Origin of the sequence: Mycobacterium sp. 4858, from assembly GCF_900240975.1 — a bacterium.
In the GTDB taxonomy this organism is placed as follows: Bacteria; Actinomycetota; Actinomycetes; order Mycobacteriales; family Mycobacteriaceae; genus Mycobacterium.
This window is the reverse complement of sequence record NZ_LT968776.1, coordinates 2,333,044-2,358,095: the sequence shown is the minus strand read 5'-3', so window position 1 is coordinate 2,358,095 and position 25,052 is coordinate 2,333,044. Positions and strand designations below refer to the sequence as shown.

24 protein-coding genes and 1 pseudogene are annotated in these 25,052 nt (G+C 64.1%); 10 read left to right on the top strand and 15 right to left on the bottom strand.

Going from position 1 to position 25,052, the window contains the following annotated elements:
* The first annotated feature begins 17 nt into the window (after positions 1-17).
* The 3 genes from C1737_RS19590 (at position 18) to C1737_RS19580 (ending at position 3,608) form a co-directional block, all read left to right on the top strand.
* Entirely contained in the window at positions 18-572 is a 555-nt protein-coding gene (locus C1737_RS19590) for a TetR/AcrR family transcriptional regulator (protein ID WP_158243983.1), read from the top strand.
* A gap of 62 nt (positions 573-634) precedes the next feature.
* On the top strand, positions 635-1,855 hold the full coding sequence (locus tag C1737_RS19585) for an HNH endonuclease signature motif containing protein (protein WP_102419232.1): 1,221 nt from the start codon (positions 635-637) through the stop codon (positions 1,853-1,855).
* Positions 1,856-2,423: 568 nt separating this feature from the next.
* Positions 2,424-3,608 carry an iron-containing alcohol dehydrogenase gene (locus C1737_RS19580; RefSeq protein WP_067926196.1) on the top strand — a complete coding sequence of 395 codons (1,185 nt, stop codon included), beginning with the start codon at positions 2,424-2,426 and terminating at the stop codon, positions 3,606-3,608.
* Between the two features lie 595 nt (positions 3,609-4,203).
* On the opposite strand, the gene C1737_RS19575 is transcribed toward C1737_RS19580, so the two are convergent.
* The 14 genes and pseudogenes from C1737_RS19575 to C1737_RS19510 all read right to left on the bottom strand — a co-directional run bounded on the left by C1737_RS19575 (position 4,204) and on the right by C1737_RS19510 (position 17,854).
* Positions 4,204-5,475: an amidohydrolase family protein gene (locus C1737_RS19575; RefSeq protein WP_199182879.1), complete on the bottom strand. Its 1,272-nt coding sequence runs from the start codon at positions 5,473-5,475 to the stop codon at positions 4,204-4,206.
* A 114-nt stretch (positions 5,476-5,589) separates the two neighbouring features.
* A complete protein-coding gene (locus C1737_RS19570; protein ID WP_068098355.1) occupies positions 5,590-6,126 on the bottom strand; it encodes a twin-arginine translocation pathway signal in 537 nt (178 codons plus the stop codon).
* Between the two features lie 95 nt (positions 6,127-6,221).
* A complete protein-coding gene (locus tag C1737_RS19565; protein ID WP_068098353.1) occupies positions 6,222-7,040 on the bottom strand; it encodes a hypothetical protein in 819 nt (272 codons plus the stop codon).
* A 159-nt stretch (positions 7,041-7,199) separates the two neighbouring features.
* Entirely contained in the window at positions 7,200-7,625 is a 426-nt protein-coding gene (locus C1737_RS19560; RefSeq protein ID WP_067926356.1) for a hypothetical protein, read from the bottom strand.
* Between the two features lie 28 nt (positions 7,626-7,653).
* Positions 7,654-8,004 (bottom strand): hypothetical protein, encoded by a 351-nt coding sequence (locus tag C1737_RS27255; protein WP_067926187.1) that lies wholly within the window; start codon positions 8,002-8,004, stop codon positions 7,654-7,656.
* Positions 8,005-8,104: 100 nt separating this feature from the next.
* On the bottom strand, positions 8,105-8,626 hold the full coding sequence (locus tag C1737_RS19550) for a hypothetical protein (RefSeq protein ID WP_067926184.1): 522 nt from the start codon (positions 8,624-8,626) through the stop codon (positions 8,105-8,107).
* A pseudogene (locus C1737_RS19545) lies at positions 8,623-10,120 on the bottom strand (MCE family protein). Before C1737_RS19545 ends, C1737_RS19550 begins: the two are co-directional and overlap by 4 nt.
* Positions 10,120-11,367, bottom strand: a complete 1,248-nt coding sequence (locus tag C1737_RS19540; protein ID WP_067926178.1) for an MCE family protein — start codon at positions 11,365-11,367, stop codon at positions 10,120-10,122. Before C1737_RS19540 ends, C1737_RS19545 begins: the two are co-directional and overlap by 1 nt.
* Complete coding sequence (locus C1737_RS19535) at positions 11,364-12,851, bottom strand: MCE family protein (RefSeq protein WP_102419229.1); 1,488 nt, start codon at positions 12,849-12,851, stop codon at positions 11,364-11,366. The genes C1737_RS19540 and C1737_RS19535 overlap by 4 nt, the downstream gene beginning before the upstream one ends.
* Positions 12,851-13,930 carry an MCE family protein gene (locus C1737_RS19530; protein WP_067926353.1) on the bottom strand — a complete coding sequence of 360 codons (1,080 nt, stop codon included), beginning with the start codon at positions 13,928-13,930 and terminating at the stop codon, positions 12,851-12,853. The genes C1737_RS19535 and C1737_RS19530 overlap by 1 nt, the downstream gene beginning before the upstream one ends.
* Complete coding sequence (locus C1737_RS19525) at positions 13,930-14,955, bottom strand: MCE family protein (RefSeq protein ID WP_102419228.1); 1,026 nt, start codon at positions 14,953-14,955, stop codon at positions 13,930-13,932. The genes C1737_RS19530 and C1737_RS19525 overlap by 1 nt, the downstream gene beginning before the upstream one ends.
* Entirely contained in the window at positions 14,952-16,139 is a 1,188-nt protein-coding gene (locus C1737_RS19520; RefSeq protein ID WP_068098580.1) for an MCE family protein, read from the bottom strand. Before C1737_RS19520 ends, C1737_RS19525 begins: the two co-directional genes overlap by 4 nt.
* 13 nt (positions 16,140-16,152) lie before the next feature.
* Entirely contained in the window at positions 16,153-16,998 is an 846-nt protein-coding gene (locus C1737_RS19515; protein WP_067926167.1) for an ABC transporter permease, read from the bottom strand.
* A 7-nt stretch (positions 16,999-17,005) separates the two neighbouring features.
* Positions 17,006-17,854, bottom strand: coding sequence for an ABC transporter permease (locus tag C1737_RS19510; protein WP_067926164.1), 849 nt, complete (start codon positions 17,852-17,854; stop codon positions 17,006-17,008).
* 237 nt (positions 17,855-18,091) lie between these two features.
* Here C1737_RS19510 and C1737_RS19505 point away from each other — a divergent pair, with 237 nt between their 5' ends.
* Together C1737_RS19505 and C1737_RS19500 are read left to right on the top strand one after the other, a co-directional pair.
* Positions 18,092-18,898 carry an SDR family NAD(P)-dependent oxidoreductase gene (locus C1737_RS19505; RefSeq protein WP_067926161.1) on the top strand — a complete coding sequence of 269 codons (807 nt, stop codon included), beginning with the start codon at positions 18,092-18,094 and terminating at the stop codon, positions 18,896-18,898.
* A gap of 93 nt (positions 18,899-18,991) precedes the next feature.
* Entirely contained in the window at positions 18,992-19,426 is a 435-nt protein-coding gene (locus C1737_RS19500) for a hypothetical protein (RefSeq protein ID WP_233214794.1), read from the top strand.
* A gap of 253 nt (positions 19,427-19,679) precedes the next feature.
* Here C1737_RS19500 and C1737_RS19495 read toward each other — a convergent pair whose 3' ends face one another.
* Entirely contained in the window at positions 19,680-20,117 is a 438-nt protein-coding gene (locus C1737_RS19495) for an SRPBCC family protein (RefSeq protein ID WP_067926158.1), read from the bottom strand.
* Between the two features lie 219 nt (positions 20,118-20,336).
* On the opposite strand from C1737_RS19495, the gene C1737_RS19490 reads away from it, so the two are divergent.
* The 5 genes from C1737_RS19490 (at position 20,337) to C1737_RS19470 (ending at position 25,032) form a co-directional block, all read left to right on the top strand.
* Positions 20,337-21,212: an enoyl-CoA hydratase gene (locus C1737_RS19490; RefSeq protein ID WP_067926347.1), complete on the top strand. Its 876-nt coding sequence runs from the start codon at positions 20,337-20,339 to the stop codon at positions 21,210-21,212.
* Entirely contained in the window at positions 21,184-21,990 is an 807-nt protein-coding gene (locus C1737_RS19485; protein WP_197509350.1) for a 2-keto-4-pentenoate hydratase, read from the top strand. Before C1737_RS19490 ends, C1737_RS19485 begins: the two co-directional genes overlap by 29 nt.
* A gap of 10 nt (positions 21,991-22,000) precedes the next feature.
* Positions 22,001-22,933 (top strand): acetaldehyde dehydrogenase (acetylating), encoded by a 933-nt coding sequence (locus C1737_RS19480; RefSeq protein ID WP_102419227.1) that lies wholly within the window; start codon positions 22,001-22,003, stop codon positions 22,931-22,933.
* Positions 22,930-23,976 carry a 4-hydroxy-2-oxovalerate aldolase gene (gene dmpG / locus C1737_RS19475; protein WP_102419226.1) on the top strand — a complete coding sequence of 349 codons (1,047 nt, stop codon included), beginning with the start codon at positions 22,930-22,932 and terminating at the stop codon, positions 23,974-23,976. The genes C1737_RS19480 and dmpG overlap by 4 nt, the downstream gene beginning before the upstream one ends.
* Positions 23,977-24,141: 165 nt before the next feature.
* On the top strand, positions 24,142-25,032 hold the full coding sequence (locus tag C1737_RS19470) for an alpha/beta fold hydrolase (RefSeq protein ID WP_068094683.1): 891 nt from the start codon (positions 24,142-24,144) through the stop codon (positions 25,030-25,032).
* Positions 25,033-25,052: the final 20 nt, after the last annotated feature.

The window sequence follows — 25,052 nt, the reverse complement described above, 5'->3', positions numbered from 1 at the left end:
CCGATACGCAAGCGCTGGTGTCAGCCGCTGCGAAGACATTCCGGGAAAAGGGCTATCGCAACTCCACCATCGACGACATCGCCCTGGCCGCGGGCATATCCCGGCCGACGGTCTACAAGTACACCCGCACCAAGCAGCAGCTTCTCGATCTCATGGTCGACGAGATGACCAGGAAGCTGGAAGAGGAGCTGCGCAGCGTCCAGTCCTCCGCCGACGATCCTGTGGAACGCCTCCAGAAGACGATCATGGCGCACATTCAGGCGTCGTCGGCGAACAGGACTTTCTACGCGATCGTGTTCAGCGAGGAGGCCGAACTTTCCGACGCGGCACGAAAGACGTTCCGCAGCTGGGCCCATCAGCAAACGAAGGAATTCGCCTCGCTGCTCGACGAATGCCTTGCCGCGCGCGCCGGTTCCCGACGGAAGCGCCAGGACGTCGACACCCGGATCGCGGCCAACCTGCTCGAATCGATGCTGGCGACGCTGTACCGGTGGTATGACCCGGAGGGCAGCACCTCGCCCGAACACCTGGCAGACCAGATCTGGTTACTGTTCGGGAGCGTCTTCGAATAACCGCTGCGCCTCGGGGCGATCGGCGGCCGAAAGTTGTCGTACCGGGCTGCGATGATGCAGGTATGACTTCGGCGGCCTCGGTGGATTCTGCGCCAATGCTCCCCAAGGAGCGCTTGGCGGTGTTGTTCGCCGAGTTGTCGGAGTTGGCCGGTCAGCGCAACGCCATCGATGGGCGCATCGTGGACATCGTCGCCGAGATGGAGCGTGACGAATTGTGCGGGATCACCGGCGCGCGCTCGGTGGCGCAGTTGGTGGCCTGGAAGCTGGGCACCTCCTCGACCAATGCTCACACCTTCACCACGGTGGCGCGGCGGGTCCAGGAGTTTCCGCGCTGCGCCCAGGGTCTGCGGGAGGGCCGGCTGTCGTTGGATCAGGTCGGGGTGATCGCCGCGCGCGCGAGCGACGGCTCCGATGCGCACTACGAGCAGTTGGCGCGCTCGGCCTCGGTCAGCGAGTTGCGTACCGCGGTGCGGCTCGAACCGCGTCCCGAACCCGACCCGAACCCGCGTCCGCAGCCCTCTATCACCAAAACCACAGGCGAGGAGGGCAGCTGTTGGCGGATCCGGCTGGGGGCTGTGGAGGCGGCGAAGTTCGACGCCGCGCTGGCCGCCCATCGCGACGCGCTGATCGCGCAGTGGAAACACGACCGCGGCAATAGCGACGGCGAGAATACATCCGAGACCGCGCCGCCGATGCCGGGCACCCTGGAGGCGTTTATGCGCCTGGTCGAGGCCGGCTGGGACGCCGAAACCGCCCGCCGGCCCCACGGGCAGCACACCACGGTGGTGATGCACCTCGACGTTGAAAACCGCGCGGCCGCGCTGCACCTGGGTCCGGCGCTGACCGAGGCCGAACGTCTCTACCTGAGCTGTGATGCCACCTGCGAGGTGTGGTTCGAACGCGACGGCCAACCGATCGGCGCGGGGCGCACCACCCGCATGATCAGCCGGCGGCTGCGCCGCGCCCTCGAACACCGCCACCGCACGTGCGCGGTCCCGGGCTGCGGGGCCACCCGTGGCCTGCACGCCCACCATATCCGGCACTGGGAAGACGGCGGGCCAACTGAGTTGGCCAACCTGGTGCTGGTCTGCCCGTACCACCATCGGCTGCACCACCAAGGCCACATCATCATCGCCGGACCCGCCGACCAACTCACAGTCAGCGAGAGCGACGGGCGAGAACTCAGCGCCGGATCACTCCCCCCGTACCCCGGACCCACCGGCGAACGCGCCCAATGGTGGTGGTACGACCCCTACCAACCCCAACCACCACCACCCAACTAAACCGGCCGGCGCATCGAAGCTGAAATCGCCTGAAAGACGATACTTTCAAACGCCTCCTGCCAATAGGGGATCGTTGAGGATCAACGCCGACAACCACGCTCCCACCACCGCCGACCCGACACCGACGGCCCTCACGACAACCCGTCTGACATGCGCGCACACCGATCAGAGCCAAGCCGAGCTTGATTAATACTTACTAATTAGTAAAGATGGGCGTAGCGAACGGTGACGATGGAGACAAGACATGCACGCGGTGTCGTACACGAGGACCGGTCCGGCTAGGGCGGTGCTCGGACTGGTAGATCTGCCCGTTCCGGAGCCGGGTGTCGGAGAAGTCCGTGTCCGCATTCATGCTTCCGTCTGGTTCCACATATCAAGGTCGAGCCGCTGCCGGCGAGCACCGCGCAAGCCCACGAAGTCGTCGAGGCCGGGATAGGCGGGGAAACGTGGTCATCGACGTGGTGCCCCCGCTACCCCTGAACGCACAAATCAGACAGTCTCTATCCGCGGCACCGGCATAGCCAGTCCATACCATCGCCGCCGCAAATGGGCGGCCCAGGAGTACACCATGGCACGCACATTTACCGTTCCCAGAGTCGAGGAAATCACCTACGGCCCTGGGTCATTCGACACGCTGAGCGACATCGTCGGCGCGCACGGGGGGCGCCGGCCCGTCGCCATCATGTCGGGATCGTTGGCCGCGACAGAGCTCGGACAAGCGCTTTGGGACCAATTCGGCGCCAACCTCGTCGGCGTCTACGCCAGCGTCCCGCAGCACGTGCCCAGGGCAGCCGTTCTCGAGGCGGCCGCGATGGCACGCGACGGTGGCGCTGACAGCGTGATCAGTATCGGCGGCGGGACCCCCATCGATTGCGCCAAAGCCGTAGCGATGTGCCTGGCAACCGGCATCACGAAACCCGAGGACTTCGACAAATACCGGGTTCGTTTCACCTATCCCGATGTTTACGACGTCCCTGACATCCCCGGACGCACCATCCCGCATATCGCGGTTCCGACCACGCTGTCCGGCGGGGAACACACAGGGCTGGCCGGGGTCACCGACGAGGTCACCCGCACCAAATGTGCCTACAGCGGGCTAAGCCTCACGCCGAAAGCGGTCATCCTGGATCCCGACGTGGCGGGGCGCACTCCCGCCTGGTTGTGGGCGGCCTCCGGAATTCGTGCCGTCGACCATGCGGTCGAAGGAATCCTTTCAGCGAAGAGCATGCCTATGGCAGATGCTCTCGGCCTCGAGGCACTGCGCCTATTGGCCGCCAACCTCGAGCGCAGCACCAACAACCCCTCTGACACGCAGTCGCGAACCAACTGTCTACTCGCCAGCTGGCTATCGATATTCGGCGCCACCAACGTCGGCATGGGTCTGTCCCACGGGATTGGACACCAACTCGCCGCGCAATTCGACATCACCCACGGCATAACGTCGGCCATCATGTTGCCGCACGTCATGGAGTTCAACGCCGCGCTCACCGCGCCGCAACTGCGCCGCATCGCCGAAGCGCTGGGGCGCGACACACACGACTTAGACGAAGCTTCTGCTGCCCAGCAAGCCATCGCGGCTGTTCGAGACCTCGTTACCCGCCTCGACGTCACCAACACCATCTCGGCAGCAGGAGGCAGCCGCGACGCCCTGCCCGCTTTGGCCGAGCACATCATGGGAGATGCCGCCGTCGCAGCAAGCCGACGACCTGTCAGCAAGGAAGACGTCCTCGCCCTCCTCGACGCGGCATGGTGATGGGCGCTACCCACCGAGTGCCAGTTCTCCGCAACGAGGGGTTCGGGTTCTTCGCCGGCGGCGACCTCGTTCACTTCGCTAACGTGGCGAACTTGGCCGCCGAGCTCAACTAGGTTGCCGGATCGATCGATGAAGTCCACCGACTGCTTACGACGGCGCCGGTTCCCATTGTCACCGTCGTCGACTGCGTAGCCGCCGGCGGCGGAGCCGGACTGCGCTCGTCGGAGACATCGTCATCGGGAATGGGAACCTACAACGACGCGAGCACTTGTAGCTTCCCGGACTGACCGGCGGATTGCGAGCGTTCTACCTTCGGGTTTGCAGAATTCTCAGCAAAATGGCGGACCGGATTTCCTCATCTTGATGGCGGATCCTAGAACCGTACGGTTGCGCCGGGCTGCCCCCATCACCACCTCTGATCCATGGGTCTAAGGCGAAACAGCTGCCGCATAAGATCTGGGAAGTTGCGCTTGAGTCAAATCTTAGAGTGCCATCTGAACAGCGCGCTTTAGAAGCCCGCTTGCTCCGGTGGAGCGGGTCTAGCCCCAGGCAAGTTTTGTGCACTCGGATCCGAGACTCTCGGATGAGAGTGCGTTTACTGGCGTTGGGGAGCGAGGCGCTTCAACGCGAGTCCGCCCTCGAATGGGCGGTAGCCGAACGCGGCCGGGGCACGGTAGCCGGTGTCGTCAAGGGGCGTATGCACTTCGGCCACGGTCGGCCCGATCTCAGCTGCGATCGGCGCCAGAGCAACGAGGTCGAATCGGTAAAGCCGAGCCGCGTTGTCGGCGAGGATTTTTCGGCACTCGCTTTCTGATCTGTTGTGTAGCGCCCACCGGATGGCCAGCCTCGATTGAGGAGCGAAGCCCTCCTCGTGCGGGTAGTCGCTTCCCCACAGGATGTGGTCCGCACCCATGAAATCGATCATCACTGATTCGAAGGGCGCCAATTCGCTGGCCAGGTAGCAGTTCCGCTGAGCGTACTGACTCGGCGTGAGGGTAAGCCCGTCGACTGAGGAGCCACCGAACATGCCGTACGTGCGGTTGCCGGCTTCGGATTTCATCGTCGGCACCATCGCATCGAGCGTCATCAGTTGCTGCTGCACCCACAGTGTGCCCTGCTCGGTGGGCGCGAACCTTAGCGTGGGGTGACGCTCGAAAACCCCGGCCAGGATGAGATGTCCCAGGCTGCGCTGGGCCCACAGCGCCATTTCCGTGATGAGCACGGCGTTGGATGCCGGCTGATCCATGGGCATTGCCGGACTTCCCGGGCCGCCATGCTGCACGATCGTCAGATCCAGTTCGCTGCACAGCTGCCAAATCGGCTCATATCGAGTGTGGAACAGCGGGGCGACATTGGGGTCGCCCGGCGACACCGGGGGCAGCAGCACTCCACCGAAGCAGCCTTGCTCGTTGCCCCAACGGATTTCGTCCAGCGCGGCATCGACGTCGTTGGGGAATACCTGGATCAGTCCACGCCGGCGTGCGGGCGCCAGCGAACAAAAATCGACCTGCCATCGGTTGTGCGCCTGCACGCCTGCCCAGCGGTGTTCGAACTCTGCTCGGTTCTGGGGCAACGAGATGGTGATGTTGGGCGACGTCGGGAAGAAGGGCGGAACGGTGTTGGGCAGCAACAGCTCCGCTGCAACCCCGTCAGCGTCCATCTCGGAAATACGCAACTCGTGGTGCCAGTTCCGCTTTGCGGTGGCGATGATCAAGTCGTCGAAAGGACTGGCATACGTCTTGGCCCACGCGTCGAAGTCGTCGTGGAAAGTCTTCGGGAGATACGGCTTGTACTCGAGGAGGTCGGCGCCGGCGTGGGTATCGGCAGAAATCACGGTGTAGCGGGACGGGGTCTCAGGGGTGGCCATCAATCATCTCCTCATTGAGAATGCGACACCGGTCATTGTCTCGTGGCCGATAACTTATGCATGATGAATGTTTCGTTCAGCGGAATCAACCCCGTCCGGGGAGCAAGGGTAGTTCTAGATGGGATCGAATGCCGAGATAAGCCAGTTTCCATGGCTTTTGGTCATACTGACCATGACGCTGCTGGCGGTCTGAACCGGCTCAGGTTGATCCTTGCTCGTTGTGGTCTGATCGAGGAAGACCAGCACCCTGGCCGTTTCTGGGCGCAGTTCGCTGATGACCGCGCGCTTGACCGCTGCTTGGGTATTGACGGCTTTCTGCTTGGCTGCTGGTGCCACGATCTGATCGGCGAATTTTCCGTAGTAGGTCAAGAAGTCACCGGTCAGGTGTGACTTTGCGCCAGCCAGGTCGCTTTCCAGTTTGTCGGGTGTGTAGGACAGCAGCGCGACGGTTCCCTCGGTTGCGGCACTGATCACCGCCTTTGCCGCAGCGTCGTTGGTCTGCTGGTCGTGTCGATATTGGCCGAAGTACAGTGTGGCGGTTCCGCCGGCGGCCGCCACCAATAGCAGACCGATGATGAGTAGCGGCCAATGCGATAGTGCGCACCGTATCCGGGTGCGGGGCGTCTTGGCGTTGTGGTCTGCCGGCGGCATTTGATCGTGACCGCAAATGTCCTTGCGTTGGTCCTCGCCGACCGCTGCGGCGGTTAATTCCACGTTGAGGTCGTGGTTTTCGAGCTGCCCGATGGTCATGGGATGAACTCCATGCTTGACATCTTGATTTTCCCGCCGTCTCGGGCCAGTTTGACGCTGAGCCGCCAGGAACGCGGCTGCTCGGGGGCGCCGGCGGTATTGGAGAGCGTGGAGCTGGCGGCAACGGCCACGACTGCGGTGTCCTCGGTCATGGATTCCAGGCACGCGGCTTGCACGGTCGTCTTGGTCGAGACCTTCGCAGTCTGCGCGGCTTTGACGAACTCCGCGGCTGCGCCGCGGAAGTCATCTCTGAACTGGCCGGTCGAGCTGTCGATGATGCGCTGTACGTCGTCTTTGGCGGTGTCGGCGCTAATCGACATCAGAGTGACGACGACTTGTCGTGCGGCGGCTGTGAATTCCGCCGCGCGCTGTTGCTTGCCCAGCAGCTGATCGTGGTGTCGGACCATGACAGCGCTTGCGGCGAGAAGCGCTGCGGTGCAGAGCATCCCGACAGCGGCCACCATTGTGGTCCGTTTCGGGCGGTGGAAGTGTGTCTTCCTCTCCCGTCGGGTCTTGCTACTTCGATTGGGCAGTTCAGTGGCATCGGTGATGTCCGGATCGGCGACGTCATCCGCGGGAGTTGCCGACGTATCGTCGGCGGGGGTCTCAGCGATTTCTGCCGATGCGGTGTCGGTTGCTTCTGTCTGTTGGCGTTGCCGCATGGACTGGACGCGGGCCCGGGCAGCGGCGGCGAGCGCTTCGGCTTCGGCAGCATCTGCCTCCGCTGCCTCGATGAGCTGAGCATCGACGGGCCGCTCTGAGGTGACATCGAGAGGACTCGCGTCCCGTTTCAGGGGCGAATTAGCGGCAGGCATTGCCGTGCTCTCTCCGTTTCCGCCGTGTGCGAGCGAAGCTGGCCGGGCGATTGGTTGATACAAGCGGCTAGTAGCGCACAAGGTAGCGTCGTGCGGCGCGGTCTTGGACCGCAGTTCCCGCTGAGTGAGCATTCACCTCGGCGCCTTCCGAGCGCCGAGTTACCAGTGACGCACCGAACACAATGCGCCTTTGGCGCCGTTGTTGGTGGCCACGACTGTCCCGTCCACGGCGAGTGCGCAGTGAAAGTCCGCCGTGGCCAGCGACGATCCGCTGGTGGCCACGACCATCGCCCATTGATCGGGAGCTGCCAACCAGACGTCCCGGGTCCACCGCGTATCTGGACCCACGTCGGCCTCGACCTTTGGGCTGAAGCGGTAGGGGTCGTGGCTGTATTCGGCCCAGTCGGGTGGATCGGCGTCGCGGAAGTAGATGTCTGCGGTGACGCGGCGCTGCGCGGTAACGGTGTAGGTGACGTGGTGCAGCACCGGCTCGTCAGCGCGGGTAACCGGCGTCGCGGCTGCGACGGTCGCGACGACGATTGTCGCCGCCAGCCCGGCTAGGGACTGCGCGGGACGCCTGAGCATATTGTTCGCCACCGTCACGTGGGGTGATTTAGGTGTCGCCACGAACCCAGCGGGGTGCACCGTCGACAGACAGGCATGTGAGGAACAGGCCATCGGGGGCTTGTGCGACCGAGTTTTCGAAGCCCTCGCAGTTGGAGTTCTCGTCTTTGATTCCCCACATCGAGGGCGAACGGAAGTACCGCGGTTCATAGCGCCGCGGAGATCCGCAGAAGACCAACCGGCCCCACGAGGTGGTGCCGAACACGAAGTGGGTGGTATCCGGGCACGGCGCGCCCAGCACGACACCTCCGGTGATACCCGGGACGCAGGATGGGTTGTCACATGCGGACGGTGCGGCCCACACATGGGGTGTGCAAGCCACAAGGGCCGTCACCGCCATGGCTGCGGGCAGGATCGCTCGCACCGCAAGAGTTTTGAAACGTGGGGATGCGACAAGACCCGCGTGCTGCCGGGGTATGGACAGTTTCATTCTCGACCCCTCACCCCGCCTTGACGAGCTTGAACGGCATGCTGATGAACCACGTCTTACTTCGTCCGCAGGCGCCGCTGACGCCGGTCGTCTCGTCGGCGCCGGTGAGAACGGGCGAGGTTGGATCGACGGCATCTCCGTCGGGGTTGGTGGGAGCGAACCTGAAGACCTGGAATCCCTGAGCCGCGGTTCCGTCCGGGCAGGGCTGCCAGTTGTCGACGATGTGCTTGACGAACCAGACACCGCCGGTTTGATAGATCGGTGCCCGCCAGCCCCAGTCACTGACTACCGTGCCGGTGCATTCGGTGGGATAGCTGCACGTCGTATTGATCGTCCAGATGCTTCGGATGCTGGCCTCATTGTGAAAGATTTCGTTGGTCTTGGCCCACTCCCCGTTGGATGTTGCGGTGTAGGTGCCGTTCAGGCCCCAGTCGCCGGCCGCGCTGCCCGGGGGCGCAGTGCTTAGCGACGCGATCACGACGGCGCCGATGAGGGCTGCGGTCTGGAGACCTGGGTGTGTGCGCCTGCTCATGTGGGGAAGAGGTCTTTCCAGGACCGCGTGCCGGCGTGAGAGACCAGATCCGATTGGCGATATACGGTGCCGTCGGGGGTGGCGTACCGGCCGGTTCGCGGGTCATAGGTTGCGACGGCAACCGATGGGCCGGCCCGCTGGGGTGTGTAGGCACTCGGCGCGGCACGCGGGGCCGGCCGCTGGCGGCGGCGGGGTGCCCTCGAGTGGTCCGAAGATTTGGTCTCCGAAGGTGACGCGGTCATCGGGTGGGACGCCCTGCGCGACGAGGTTGGGATCGAGGGGGTAGGGACCCAGGACGTGTTGGCGGATCGCCAACGGCTCGAAAGGTTTGTCGCTGTTGCAGATTTCGACCGTGGGCGCGCGCTTGCCGGGATGGCCCATGCACGGGTAGTTCCGGGCGCCGCGCACCCCAATGGGTGAATCCTGCGGCAGTTTGCAGTACAGGCCGTCGGGAGTGTCGATCACCGTGGTGTCCTCTGGTGACCGCCACGACGACGGCGGCAAGAACCCGACCGTGCAGGCGGGCGGGTCACCGATGGTGAGGGTGAAGTCGCCCAGGGAGTATCCGGTGGGATTGTTCTTGGGTGCGCCGTAGGACTGAGTGGAGGCGATGGTGGGCGGCAGCAACACCAGCAGCTGCTCGAGGGAGGGGTGATACGTGACACCGACCTGGCCCAGCGTGGTGAGGTTCGCCAGGAGCATCGGCAGCGTCGGCTTGACCTGGTTGAACAGGCGTGACGCCTCATCGGCGGCGCTTGGTGCCGCCCGCAGCAGAGTCCGGGTGTGGGCGTCGTCGGTGACCAGTTGTTGGCTGATGCCGGCGAGGCTGCGTGCCCACGTGCGGATGGCGTCGCCAGATTGCGCCTGGCCGTCGAGCAGGGGCCGGCTGTCGTCGATGAGGGTGCGTGACCGCTCGGCGTTGGCGTTGGCGTCGCCGATGAGTTGTGACGAGGAGTCCAGCAGCGACCCGACGTCGTACCCGGATCCGTTGAAGGCCTTGAACGTTTCGTCGAGCAGGCCGCTGATCTTGGTCTTGGGGACGCTGTTGATCAGTGCGCTGACCTGATCCAGCATCGGTCCGACGGCCTGTGGGATCGAGGTACGTGCTGCGGGAATGACGGAGCCGTCGTGTAGGTAAGGTCCGGCCGCCGTCGCTGGCTGCAGGTCCACATATTGCTCTCCGACCGCCGACACGCTGAGCACCTCTGCGCGCAGATCCGCCGGGATTTTCGGGTTGGTGTTCAGCGACAGTGTGGCCACGGCGCCAGCGCGGGTGGGCCGCACGTCGGTGACTTTTCCGACCTCCACTCCTCGATAGGTCACGTTGGAAAACGGGTAGAGTCCGCCGGTGCCCGGCAATTCCAGCGTGACGCGCATGCGGCCGACGCCCAGCAGGGTGGGCACTTGCAGGTATTCGACGATCATCACGGTCATCCCGATGACCGACGCGATGGTGAAGATGGTCAGCTGAATTCGGACGAAGCGCGTCAACATCAGCGGTCCCCCACATCCTGTGGCACGAAGTCGGTCGGCGCCGGGATCGGTGGCTGGCTGAGCTGTTGGGTGGTCACCGGGGCGCCGGCTGGCGTTGGCGGACCGGCCATGGGCGGCGTGGCCACCGCGTTGGGCGGGGCCGTGAGGGGGGCGTTGAGCGGATCCTTGGTGAAGGTGGCATACCAGGGGTCTCCCGGAGCGGGCACCAGCGTGGCTCCTTCCTGCCCCCATCGTGTGCCCAGCAGCAGTCCCCTCTTCAGCCGCGGGATGGTGAAGTCGAAGGTGATGAACTCGTTCAAATAGTCGCCCCGGATCGCGCGGTCAATAAAGTTCTGCGGGTAGGGGTAGGCCGGCACGAAGGCCAAGACGGTGTCCAGGCTGGGGCCGACGTCGGCGAGTGCGCGCACCGTCGGCTCCAGGTTTTTCAGGTTGGCGACCAGATCGGCGTGCGTGGCATTGATCAAACCTGTGGCGGTGTTGCTGAACACCCGGAATTTCTCCAGCGCGGTCGTGATCCTGGGCCGCTCTTTGATCAGAACGTCCAGTGCGGGCGGAATCCGTTGCAGTGCTTGGGTTATGACGCCGCTCTGTCCGGCCAGGGTGCCGGCCAGGGTGTTCAACGCCGCGATGGATGCGTTGATGTCATCACGCTGGGAATCCAAAACACCGACGAAGTCGTTCAAATGCGTCAGCAGATCGCGGATCTTGTCCTCGCGCCCGCCCAGTGCCGCGTTGAACTCGTTGATGAGGCCTCCGACCTTGCCCAGTCCCCCACCGTTGACGACAACTGACAGCGAGGACAGGGTCTGCTCGGTGGACGGATAGGTCGAGGAGCGTTGCAGACCGATGGTCGCCCCGGGTGCGAGCCTGCCGGCCGCGGGCACGCCCGGTGGGGGGTTCAGTTCCAGGTGCATCGAGCCCAACAGACTTGTCTGGCCGATCCTGGCGATAGCGTTGGCCGGCACCACGGCGTCGGGACGCACCGAGATATCCACGTCGGCGTGCCAGTCGCGCAGCGTCATCTTGCCCACGCTGCCAACGACGACGTCGTTGATCATGACCGGCGAATTAGATTCCAGCGTACCGACGTTAGCGATTTGAACGTGGTAGGTCACCGCATCCTGGCCGTGTCCGACAGTGCCGGGCAGAGGCAGTGAATTGAGACCATCGAAGGCGCATCCGGTTGCCGTCAACGCCACCCATGACGCGATCGCTGCGAGACGACGCGTTGATCGCGATCCGGTCATGGTGTGCCTCCGGCGGGCTGCGGTGCGGCCGGCAGCGGTGGCTGCGGACCAGCCGGCAGCAGCATGTCCTGCAGGTTGGCCGGGCCGGGGGCCGCTGGGGCTGGCCGGGGCACTCCCGGTGGGATTGGCGCGCGGGGGAACAGCGCTGGCGAAGGGTCCGCGGGTAATCCGTTGGGGGCGTAGATTCCCGGGGGACCCGGCGGCAATTCCCATCCCGGAGGGGGTGGTATGTCGCCCGCGCCGGTGTACGCCGACACCGCGGGTGGATCGGTCGGGATGGGGGGGACTCCGCCCGGCCCGCCGGGCATCAGGTTCGGATCCGAGTAGACGAGGTTGTCCGGGCTCGGCGATTTGGCCAGATAGGCATTGAACGGGATCGGCAGGGAGTTGAAGTTGATCAAACGCAGTGCGGGGCCGAGGTATTGGGCGCACAGCTTCGCCGTCTCGGACGCGGTGGCATTCTTGACCGCGCCGATCGCCGAGCACACCAGTGCCACCGGATTGGCGAAGTTCGACATGGCGAAGGCTCCTCGTGCCGTTCCGGAGTCCGGGCTGTAGATGTTGTACCCGTTGGCGATTGCGTTGGGCGCCACGTGCAGGAGGTTTTCCACCGCCATGCGGTTGTCGGCGAGGTTTTTCGTCACGTTGGCCAGTCGTTGAATCTGCTCTGCGGTCTGGTCTCTGCTTCCGGCGATGAATCGGCGCACCTCGCCGACCGCCGAGGACAGGTTGGTAAGCGCGGCGTCCAGGTCTGACCGGTTGCCGTCCACGACGCTGCTCACCGTGGCGAGGCGGTCTTGGAATTCGACGATCTGGACGTTGCTGTCGCGCAGCGCGGTAACGAAGATCTGGAGATTTTTGATGATATCGACGATGTTGCCGCTACCGCCGGCGAGGATGCGCCCAACTTGAGACAGCTCGGTGATTGTCCGCCTGAGCTTGTCGCCGTTGCCGGCCATGGCATTGGCTGCGCTGTCGATAAAGTGCCCGAGCGAGCTGGTGGAAAGGCCGCTTGCGGGACCTAATTCGGTGGCCAGCCGCATCAGTTGCGTTTTGACCTGATCCCACTCGACGGGCACCGCGGTTCGCTCCACGCCGATCACCGCCCCATCGGCCATCGTCGGACCGCCGGTTCCCGCGGCTTCGTACGCGGGGGTCAGCTGCACATACCGTGCCGCCACCAGGTTCTGTGCCACTATTACGGCCTTGGCGTCGGCCGGGATCGGCACATCACGGTCGACGGCCAGTGTCATCTTGGCCTGGGTCCCTTGGGGTTCGATGGACTTGATGGTGCCCACCTTGACCCCCACCACGCGTACCTCGTCGCCGGGGTAGATGGCGGTCGCGGAGCTGAAGTATGCGGTAATCATCTTGGGCCCGAAGACCTCGGCATGTACCACGAAGGCCGTTCCCGCAGCGACAAGTCCCACCAATGTCACCAGTAGCGCCTTGGTGTACCACGCCTTGTTCGCCCCGGTCGCCATCATCGTCCTCCGGGAATGCCGTTGTGCGGCCAGGGGAATTCCGCGCGCGGGCCGGCATTGTCGGGTGGTTGACCCGCATTGACGCCTCGCCGGAATCCGAACGCGTAGTCCAGGAACGGTTGCAGGGCCTGCGCCGGGATCAGATTGCCGACGAATGCGTTGTAATAGAAGCCGTTGTTGACCGATTCACCTTGGGTTACTTGGTATTTGGCGAGTCCGACGATCGCCTTGGCGATGTTGTCGCGGTTTTTCTCCAGCATCGCGGTGACCGAGTTGAGTTTGGTCAGCGTGGGCGCCAGTTCTTTCTCGTTGTCTGCCACCATGCCCGAGAGTTGCTGGGCCAGCGCCGAGGTGTTGGCCAGCAGGTTGACGATCGCGTAGCGACGCTGGTTCAGAACTCCGAGCAGGTCGTTGGCATTGAGCAACATGGTGTTGACCTGCTGGCTGCGTTCCGACAGGATGCCGGTGACGTCGGCGGCGCTTTTGAGCAGATGGGCCAGCGATTCATTCCTGCTGTTCAACGATTGCGACAGTCTGCTCAGGCCGTCGAACGTGGGCCCCAGTCGTGGTGTGATCCGCTCGATCGTCTCGGCCAAGGTGTCCAGGGATGCGTTGAGCGCGCCGGTGTCGGTCGCGGCGGTGTTGGCGGTGAAGTCGCTGACGGCGTCGGTCAGGGAGTATGGGGAGGACGTCCGATGTACCGGGATGACATCGGAGGCGTGCATGCGGCCGGTGCCTGCGGGCTCCAAGGCCAGCATCCGCGCACCCAGCAGGGTACCCGTCCTGATGTGGGCCGTCGTGCTCGATCCCAGGTGCACCTTGGCGTCGAGGCTAAACGTCACCAATGCTTTGCCATGGCTGAGCGTGACGTCGGAGACCGTTCCCATTTTCACGCCCGACACTCGGACGTCGTTGCCTGCAGTTAGGCCTCCGGCCTCGGTGAACAGCGCCTGGTACCGAATGGAGGTGGCCATCGACAACAGCTGTTGGGGGTGCAGGCCGATGATGATGACTAGCGTGACCAGCACGAACGCGATGAATCCGGCCCGGATAAGTTGTGCGCCGCGATATTTCAGCATCAGGGTTCCCCGCATCGTCCGGTGTTTTGGGTGATCCACGGGAAGACGGCCGTGCGGCCCTGAAGGTCGGTGACGCGAATGGAGATGCCGCACAGGTACTGGTTGATGAAGCTTCCGTAGGCGCCCAGCCGCACGAGCTTGCGGTAGTTTTCTGGAGCCTTCTGCAGCGCGAGGTCCAGCCGCGCCTTGTCATTGTCGAGCAGCGGAGCGAGCCGATTGAGTTGGTCGACGGTGCCGGCCAGCGGCGGACGGGCCTGGGTAAGCAGGTCGGCTAATGATGCGGTTCCCTTGTCGAGCGCGGTGATGGCGTCTCCGATCGGATCGCGGTCGGCCGACAAGTCGGTGATGAGCCGCTCGAGGCGCTCGACCGTCGCCGAGAATTTGCTGCCGTCCTTGGCCACCGTGGCGACCACCTCGTTGAGATTGTCGATCAATCGCTGCACCACTTGCCCGTTGTCGGCCAGGGCGTTGGAGAACGATGCGGTCTTGGTGAACAACGACTCCACATCGCCGCTGCTGCCTTGCAGAATCTGGATCAATGAGTTGGTCAGCGCGTTCACCGATTGAGGGTTAAGGCCCTGAATCACCGGTTTGAGCCCACCCAACAACAAATCGAGATCCAGCGCCGGCTCGGTGCGGCTTATCGGAATCCGCGAGCCGGGCGGCTGGATCCCGGCGGAACCGGGCGCGTCGAGCAGGTCAAGGTAGCGATCCCCGACCAGGTTGAGGTAACGCACGGCGACCCGCGTGCTGGTAGTGAGCCTGACCTCGCGGTTCGCGTCGAAACTCACCAGCACCGCGTTATTCGATTGCAGCGCAACATTGTTGACTGTGCCGACCCGGATCCCGGCGGCACGCACCGAATCACCGGTCTTCAGGCTGGAGGCGTCGCTGAACACCGCGGAATAGCCATATGTCGAACCTGTGCGGTACTGCCCGAGGATGGCGAACAGGGCGGCCGTCAGCACAATGGTCACCACCGCGAACACCCCCAACTTGACGGTCGTCCCAACCGAGCCCGTCATCCCGGCATCCCGATCTGTGGGGTGTTGCGCGGCGGCCCGTCGATCGGTCCGAACAGCCATTGCTTAAGGCGATTGGAGTTCAACAGGATTCCCTGATTTCCGTACTGCGCCTGGTTGGCATCAATGTCGGTGACCAGGTAGGGCGGGCGGTGCCCGAAGCCCACGTCCGGTAGTCCCATGCATTGCGGACCGCCCGTCGCCGCGACCTTGGGGAGGTTCTGCGGGTAACGGTAGCGTTCGGTGCCCAGCAGAAATGAATCCAGCAAAAGGACACCCGGCACGGGCAGGGGCGGACCGGTGGCCAGCGGCTTGAGGCCAGCCAGGGCGCAGGTGATGGCCTGGTTGTATTTGTTGGTCAGGTTCGTGGTGGGGACCAGCAGGTGAAGGACGGCAGTGAACGCCTGCGCGTTGCCGGCCAGGACGTCGTTTCCGATGTCGGCCAGCGCGATCGCGCTGATGAGCGCGGTGTCCAGATCACGCTGCCGGTCGACCACGGTGTCGCTCAGCCGGGTCGCATTTTGCGTTGTCTTGACCAGGTCGGGGGCCGCGTCGGCGTAGGCGTTGAGCACCTGTGGGGCCACCGAGAGTTCGTGGCTCAGGGAGGTCAGGCTCGGGTCGATTTTGGTCAACAGGGTGTCCAGATCGGCCAAGGTGTGTCCGAGTTTGTCACCGCGGCCGCTGAACGCTTGCGCGAGGGCGCCAAGGGTCTCATTGAGCTTCTCGGGTTCGATCTGCGACAACACCGACACCAATTGCTCGAATACGGTGTCGATTTCGACGGTGACATGCTCGGAGTCAAGGATTTGGCCCGCCTTCAGCGACTGGGGGGAGGGATCGGGCGGCGGAATGAGTTGCACGAATTTCGACCCGAAGACGGTCGTGGATTCGATGTCGACGCCGGTATTGGCGGGAATCAGATGCAGCCAGGATGGGTTGATCGCCAGGTGAATCGCGGCCCGGCCGTCGGGCAGGTTGTCGATCGAGGAGACCTTGCCCACTTGTGCACCATGCAGCTTCACCTTGGCGTCGGGGTTCATCACCAGTCCCGCCCGGGGCGACAGCACCGTGACCGGCACCGACTCGATGGCACCGCCTTCGAACAACACGATGGTGGCCGCGACGATCGCGCCGATCACACCGACGGTGGCCAGCCCCAGCAAGGGGCGAACAGCGTTGTTCCACATCAGCCTTCTTCCCCTAGCCCGACAAGTTGAAATTGCCGTTGGCGCCGTAAATGGCCAGCGAAACCAGCAGGGTGACCGACACGATGATGATCAGGGAAGTGCGCACCGCAGTGCCCACTGCGACCCCGACACCCGAGGGTCCCCCGCTGGCGAAGTAGCCGTAGTAGGTGTGGGTGAACAGGATGGCCAAGGCCATCAGGATCGCCTGCAGAAATGACCACAAGAGGTCGGTTGGGTTCAGAAACGTCGAGAAGTAGTGACCATAGAGCCCCCCGGATTGCCCCAGCACGACCACGGTGGTGAATTGGCTGGCCACAAACGACAAGATGACCGCGATCGAGTACAGCGGCGTGATCGCCAGCATCCCGGCGACGATCCGTGTGCTCACTAGGTACGAAACGGGGCGGATCCCCATACTTTCGAGCGCATCGATTTCCTCATTGATGCGCATGGCGCCCAGTTGGGCGGTCACGCCGGCGCCGAAGGTGGCTGCCAAGCCGATGCCGGCGACAATCGGCGCCGAGATACGGACGTTGATGAACGCGGCCAAAAAGCCGGTCAACGCCTCGATGCCAATATTGCCCAGCGAGCTGTATCCCTGGATGGCCAGCGTCCCACCCGTCGCCAAGGTGAGGAACCCGACGATGACCACTGTCCCGCCGATCATCGCCAGGGTGCCAGCGCCCATGCTGATTTCGGCGATCAAGCGGATGATTTCTCGCCGATAGCGGGTGGCCGCAAACGGTGCCCCGGCGATCGCTTTCCCGTAGAACGCGACGTGGTCACCGATGCCGGCCAGCGCGGTGACCGGTCTGTTGATTTCTCGGGTCAGGCCCGGATATGCCGCTCGCAGTGTCACCGTCTGCCTACTTCGCCGTCATCTGGATACCGATAGCCGTCACCACGACGTTGATGACAAACAGCGACATGAACGCGTATACCACAGTCTCGTTGACGGCGTTGCCCACAGCTTTGGCGCCGCCACCGGTGATCGTCAGCCCGCGGTAGCAGGCCACCAGGCCGGCGATCAGACCGAACAGCAGCGCTTTGACCGAGGAAATGATCAATTCGGGCACCCCGGTCAGCAGCGTGATGCCCGCTGCGAATGCACCCGGGTTGACGTCCTGGACGAACACCGAGAACGTGTAGCCACCCAGAATGCCGATGATGCAGACGACGCTGTTGAGCAGCAGTGCCACCAGTCCCGACGCCAGCATGCGCGGGGTCACCAAGCGCTGAACGGGATTGATTCCCAACACTTCCAAAGCGTCGATCTCTTCACGGATGGTGCGCGAGCCCAGATCGGCGCACATCGCCGTGGCGCCGGCGCCGGCCACTATCAGCACAGTGACCAGGGGACCGACCTGGGTGACCGCCCCGAAGGCCGCACCCGCCCCCGAAAGGTCGGCCGCACCCAGCTCGCGCAGCAAGATATTGAGCGTGAAGCTGACCAGCACGGTAAACGGAATGGCTACCAGCAGCGTCGGCATCAGCGAGACGCGCGCGACGAACCACGACTGGTCCAAGAACTCTCGTCCCTGAAACGGCCTGCGGACAGCGAACTTCGCGGCATCGGCCGCCATCGCGGCCAGCCCCCCGATGGCCTGCATGGGCCCGGCCAGCTTGGCGCCAAACGACGAAAGCCCCGGCGACCAACGGTCGGGCGCCTTCGTGATCACCGGCTGTGGCTCCTTCACCTCGTCGACAGCAGACATCGCAGCTCGGGTCACGCCTTGCACCACATCGGTCCGGGCTGCGTCGAGCAGAACCCTCCCAGTCGGGTGAGACGTGGACCACACGATGTCCCGCTTACCGGGACGCCTATCCATCGCTGCGGATCCCGCGCGAGGGCACCCGAGCCGGGTCCATACCGGGCCGTTCCCGCCGAGGAGAGGACCACCCACCGGGACATGCGGCTGACATTGCCGCTTCCGCGGAGCACCATCCCCGTTGTGAACAGTCCTCAGAGATATGCGAATCGCCGCGTCTTGATCAGCGGGGGTGGCTCAGGCATCGGACAGGCAACTGCGCTGCGCGTGCTGGAGGAAGGCGGACGAGTTGTGGCCGCCGACATCAGCGAGTCCGGGTTGAAGGACACGGTGGCCAAGGCCGACACGCATGCGGACCGACTCACCACGGTGACATTGGACGTCGGAGACGAGCAGTCCGTCCGCGACGGTGTCGGCCGGGCGCTCGCAGCGCTGGGAGGTCTCGACACGTTGGTCAACGCGGCGGGGATTCTGCGCTCAGCCCATTTCCTGGACACCACCGCGGCCGATTTTGAGCAGGTACTCCGCATCAACCTGGTCGGCACCTTCCTGATGACCCGCGAGGCGATCCCGGCCCTACGCGAGGGCGTCGGTCCAGCGGTGGTCAACTTCAGCTCCACCTCGGCGGCCTTTGCTCACCCGTATATGTCGGCCTACGCCGCTTCCAAGGGCGGAATTCAGGCGATGACACATGCGTTGGCCATGGAGTTCAGCAAAGAGGGAATCCGGTTCAACTCGGTGCAGCCGGGATCGATTTCCTCCGGAATGACTGATGGCACAGGAGAATCGAAGCAGAGCATCGGTCCGGGCCTGCCCGCTGACGTCGACTTCTCCCTGTTCGGCAAGGTTCAGCCTGTGCTTCCACTGGCCGACGGCGCGATCTTCGCCAGACCGGACGCCGTAGCCGCCGTGGTGGCCATGCTGGGCTCTCCCGACGCCTATTTCATCACCGGTACCGAAGTCCGTGTCGACGGCGGCTCGCATATGTGAGCCGAACCCAGCGGCCCCGCCGAGAGCAGTCCGCGATTGCGGTGGGTAACGGCGTGTTGTCTGATCCTCGGCCCCAAGCAGAATGGAACGAACGTGAAGGCGCTCATACTGGGCATCTGCCTGGCGCCGGCGGCCTTAGGGCTCGCGCCCGTGGCCCACGCGGAGATGCGAACCGGCAATTACCAGCTTTTGATCACCGGCAGGTACGACTTCCATACCTGGATCTGGGCGATTTCGTCGTGCAGCGGTGACTGTGTCAGCGTGAGCACGATACCCCAACCGGTAGCCAAGGCATTCGAGTACAACGGCAGCGCTCGATTCGCCGATGGCCGCTATACCTTGAGTGTCGACGTTCCCGACGGTCTGCGCTGTGGTGACATCTACTACGGGCCCGTGATACCCACGCACGACGTCTACGCATGGGATGCGTCCACGCTTGCTGGCTCGTTGGACTCCTCGTTTTCCTCGGGCTGTAACGGGTCGCCGGCGGGAACTTACACGTACCCGTTCACCCTGGTGCGCATGTAGATCGTGCAGCCTAATGTTTTCCCGTGCGCGGCGAGTGGCTAACATCAACGACTCTCGGTCACCGGTCCGCAGGTGTCGGTAGCGGTGATCGGCGATGCGAAGACAACGGCCTGGATCCGGCCGCCAGTGGGGCACCGAACCCAGCCCGTCATCGGGCCGCGTGTAACGACCAAGGAAGCTGGCGGTACACGGCTTTGGGCCATCTTGATCCTGTAGACGAGACAGTTGCAATCCATGATCACCGGCACGGTGGCTACGTCGGCTGCGCTTCGGCTCCCCGGGCGAGAGCGGTCACCATCGTGGGCATGCTCGCGCGCAGCATCAGCCAGATCAGCGGTCCCGTGAGCGGGAACCGTGGGCGAAACGTTGCCTTCCACACGATGCGAGATCCGCTAGAGGTCGTGGATATGTGGACATCGGCGCGGTGATCGGTGACGGGGATTCCCGACAGGATGGCATAGGCGTGGTGGTGCGGCCGATCGGCAATGAGGACCTTCTCCCGCATGGTTAAGCCTCTCAACATGATTCGGCGGATAGCCCCTATCCGGGAGCCGGCCGTTCCTGGGTACTCCCAGTCGGCGGTCCGTACACCGTCTAACCACTGCGGCCATCGCGCGACGTCAGTGAGCAAGTCGTAGACGACCGGCGCTGGCGCCGCGCATGTCCGCTCGAAGCGGCATGAGTAGCGCATAGCGTTGAAGCTACGGGATCAGGGTGCTTGTACCGGATCGGCCGTCCCGACAGTCGGGACGTTCCGAGTTGCGTGGACAGCCCTGCACTGAGCGGCCGGCTTGGATCTATCAGCTGTGAGCGAGATGACTCCCGGTGTATGGACACCGACCACCTGTCTGCGGGCCGACTGCGCTGATGATGGTCAGAACCGGAATGCGTGATGACGGAAGGCATCAACATGGACACGCCTGATGTAGACGAGGTGGTCACCTATGCAGTGACCTCCGGAGTCGCTGTGGTCACCATGAACCGTCCGCGCTACCGCAATGCGCAGAATTCGGCGATGACCTACGCCCTGGATGCTGCGTTTAGGCGCGCAGTGAACGATGACGAAATCAAGGTGATCGTGTTAGCGGGTGCCGGCGAGCACTTCAGCGCCGGTCACGATATCGGCACCCCCGAACGTGACCACAACGTGCGCTATGAAAATCGGGCGGTGTTGTGGTGGGACCACGTCGACAAGCCAGGCGGCGACCAACGTTTTGCGCGGGAGACAGAGGTTTATCTTGGGATGTGCCGAAGGTGGCGCGAAATCCCGAAGCCCACTATTGCGATGGTGCAAGGCGCGTGTGTGGCCGGTGGTCTGATGCTCGCCTGGGCCTGTGACCTGATCGTGGCCGCCGATGATGCCTTCTTCAGCGATCCCGTTGTGCGCATGGGTATTCCGGGCGTCGAATACTTCGCACACCCTTGGGTGCTCGGGCCCAGGTTTGCCAAGGAGATCCTCTACACAGGTGAGAGGTTCAGCGCGCAGCGCGCCTACGAAATCGGTATGGTCAATCGGGTCGTCGCACGGTCGCAGCTACGCGGTGAAACCTTCGGCCTTGCAACGCGTATCGCGGCGATGCCCCAATTCGGGCTCGCGCTGGCCAAGCGGGCGGTCAACCAATGCGAAGACCACATGGGATTACGCAATGGCATGGACGCTGTCTTCGGTCTTCACCACTTCGCGCATGCCCATAACGCCGAGATCGGGACCGGCCCACTCGGCGGGATGGACGCCAAGGCAATGACTTCACCTGCAAATGCTGAGGGAACCAGTTCTCGTGCTTAGCAGGGAATTACGCCACCAGCTGGCTGTCCAGTTGGCGCAGGCTGAGCGGAGCCGCTCACCGATCGCTCCGCTGACCGCTGTTCACCCGGACATTGATGTTGTGGACGCGTATGAGATTCAGCTGATCAATATCCGTCAGCGGGTCGCGGAGGGGGCTCGGGTGTTGGGGCACAAGGTGGGCCTGTCGTCGAAGGCGATCCAGCAGATGATGGGGGTTGACGAGCCGGATTACGGGCATTTGCTGGACGAGATGCAGTTGTTCGAAGACACCCCGGTCAGGGCGAGCCGGTATCTGTGGCCGCGGGTGGAGGTGGAGGTGGGTTTCCTGCTGAACGCCGACCTGCCGGGGGCCGACTGCACCGAGGAGGACGTGCTGGCGGCCACCGAGGCGCTGGTGCCCTCGATCGAGTTGATCGACACGCGGATCACCGACTGGAAGATCGAGTTGTGCGACACCATCGCCGACAACGCGTCGTCGGCGGGCTTCGTGCTGGGCCAGGCGCGTGTCTCCCCGTGCGAGGTCGACGTCAAGGGCATCGATGCGGTGCTGCACTGCAACGGTGAGGTCGTCGCGAAGGGCCGCACCGATGCGGTGCTGGGCAACCCGGTCACCGCGGTGGCCTGGCTAGCGCGCAAGGTGGAGGGCTTCGGCGTGCGGTTGCGCAAAGGGGACCTGGTGCTGCCGGGATCGTGCACGCGCGCGATCGACGCGCACGCCGGCGACGAGTTCGTGGCCGAGTTCACCGGGCTGGGTTCTGTTCGTTTGTCGTTCGAATAAGAGGAGCGTCATGCCGGCTAAGGCGAGTGTGGCCATTGTCGGGTCGGGAAACATCAGTACTGACCTGTTGTATAAGTTGTTGCGGTCGGACTGGTTGGAGCCGCGGTGGATGGTGGGCATCGACCCCGACAGTGAGGGGCTGGCCCGGGCGCGCAAGTTGGGGTTGCAGACCACCCACGAGGGGGTGGACTGGTTGTTGGCTCAGTCGGAGAAGCCCGATCTGGTGTTCGAGGCGACGAGTGCCTACGTGCACCGCGATGCCGCACCGAGGTACGAGGCGGCGGGTATTCGGGCGATCGATTTGACCCCGGCGGCGGTGGGCCCGGCGGTGATCCCGCCGGCGAACCTGCGTCAGCACTTGGACGCGCCGAATGTCAACATGATCACCTGCGGGGGGCAGGCGACCATTCCGATCGTCTATGCGGTTAGCCGGGTCGTCGAGGTGCCGTATGCCGAGATCGTGGCGTCGGTGGCGTCGGTGTCGGCGGGTCCGGGGACGCGGGCCAACATCGATGAGTTCACCAAGACCACCAGCCGGGGCGTGGAAACCATCGGCGGCGCCGCGCGTGGCAAGGCGATCATCATCTTGAATCCGGCTGATCCGCCGATGATCATGCGTGACACCATCTTCTGCGCGATTCCCGAGGACGCCGACCGCGACGCGATCGCCAAGTCGATTCACGATGTGGTGGCCGAGGTGCAGACCTATGTGCCGGGCTATCGGCTGCTCAACGAGCCGCAGTTCGACGAGCCCTCGCTCAACTCGGGCGGGCAGGCGGTGGTGACCACGTTCGTCGAGGTCGAGGGCGCCGGCGATTACCTGCCCCCCTATGCGGGCAACCTGGACATCATGACCGCCGCGGCGACCAAGGTCGGCGAGGAGATCGCCAAGGAATCCTTGGCGGCGGCCGCTGGAGGGACGGCGGGAGGAGCGCAGGCATGAGCACGCAGGAGATTTTCTTCAACCCGATCTGGGATGTCCGGCTGACCGACACGTCGCTGCGCGACGGCTCGCACCACAAGCGCCACCAGTTCACCAAAGACGAGGTGGGGGCGATCGTGGCCGCCCTGGACACCGCCGGGGTGCCGGTCATCGAGGTCACCCACGGCGACGGGCTGGGCGGGTCGAGCTTCAACTACGGGTTCTCCAAGACCCCGGAGCAGGAGCTGATCAAGCTGGCCGCCCAGACCGCCAAAGAGGCCAAGATCGCGTTTTTGATGCTGCCCGGGGTGGGCACCAAGGAGGACATCAAGGAGGCCCAGAACAACGGCGGGTCGATCTGCCGGATCGCCACCCATTGCACCGAGGCCGACGTGTCGATTCAGCACTTCGGCCTGGCCCGCGAACTGGGCCTAGAAACCGTCGGGTTCTTGATGATGAGCCACACCATTTCCCCGGAGAAACTCGCGCAACAGGCCCGCATCATGGCCGATGCGGGCTGCCAATGCGTCTACGTGGTCGACTCGGCCGGGGCGCTGGTGCTCGAAGGGGTGCGCGACCGGGTGGCCGCGCTGGTCGCCGAGCTCGGCGAGGACGCCCAGGTCGGTTTTCATGGGCATGAGAACCTCGGCCTCGGGGTGGCCAACAGCGTCGAGGCCGTCCGCGCGGGCGCCAAGCAGATCGACGGCTCGTGCCGCCGGTTCGGCGCCGGGGCGGGCAACGCCCCCGTAGAGGCGCTCATCGGGGTGTTCGACAAGATCGGCGTCAAAACCGGCATCGACTTCTTCGACATCGCCGACGCCGCCGAAGAAGTCGTCGCCCCGGCCATGCCCGCCGAGTGCCTGCTGGACCGCAACGCCCTGATCATGGGCTACTCCGGGGTCTACTCCAGCTTCCTCAAACACGCCATCCGCCAATCCGAACGCTACGGCGTGCCCGCCCACCAACTCCTACACCGCGCCGGCCAACGCAAACTCATCGGCGGCCAAGAAGACCAACTCATCGACATCGCACTCGAAATCAAACGCGAGCAGCACACGGTGTAACACACCTGGTGGACAGCAAGTTGGCTGTGCAGCAACAGGTGTCGCCGACCGCGTCGTATGACCCGCGGTCCGCCGTGACGGTACTATCCGAGCGCCAGTCATAACACCACCCGGTCAGCGGAACAACGCGGCGTGCCACCCGCAACGCCGTGGCACGCTGACACCGTGACAGACACTTCCGAACGGGTCTTCCTAGGCGAGCAGGACGTACGCGAAATCCGCCTACCGGAAGGGGTTTTGCGCTATTACGACACAGGTCCGAAAGCCACGTCGGTGGCGCCGCTGCTCTTCCTGCATGGCTCGGGTCCCGGAGTCACCGGATGGCGCAACTTCCGCGGCATACTGCCCACCTTCGCCGAGCACTTCCGGTGCATCATCCTGGAATTTCCCGGTTTCGGCGTCAGCGATGACTTCGGCGGCCACCCAATGCTCATGGCATTCGGCACCGTATCGCCGTTCCTGGATGCGCTTGGCGTCGAAAAGGCGCACATCGTCGGCAACTCGATGGGCGGGGGTGTGGGCATTAACTTCGCTATCCACAACCCCGATCGTGTCGACCGGCTGGTCACGATCGGCGGAATTGGCATCAACATCTTCAGCCCCAGCCCGAGTGAGGGCATCCGGCTGTTGCAGGAGTTCGTCGAAGACCCGACTCGGCAGCGGCTGGTCGACTGGCTCAAATCGATGGTGTACGACCAGTCCCTGATAACTGACGAACTGGTCGAGGAACGCTGGCAATTGGCGACCGATCCGGACACCCTGGCCGCGGCGCGCCGCATGTACGGCAAAGCGGCGTTTGCCGCGATGAACGCCGCGATGGCCGCCTCCGAAAAGCCGATGCCGTGGGCAGTCCTGCACAAGTTGACCGTCCCCACGCTGCTTACATGGGGTCGCGACGACCGTGTGAGCCCACCCGACATGGCGCTGATCCCGATGCGCACCATCCAAGACGCCGAACTTCACGTATTTCCCAAGTCCGGGCACTGGGCGATGATCGAAGCGAAGCAAGCCTTCGAAAGCACCGTGCTGGCGTTCCTCTCACGGCAGCATTCATGAAGCGGCGACGGGAACGCCAC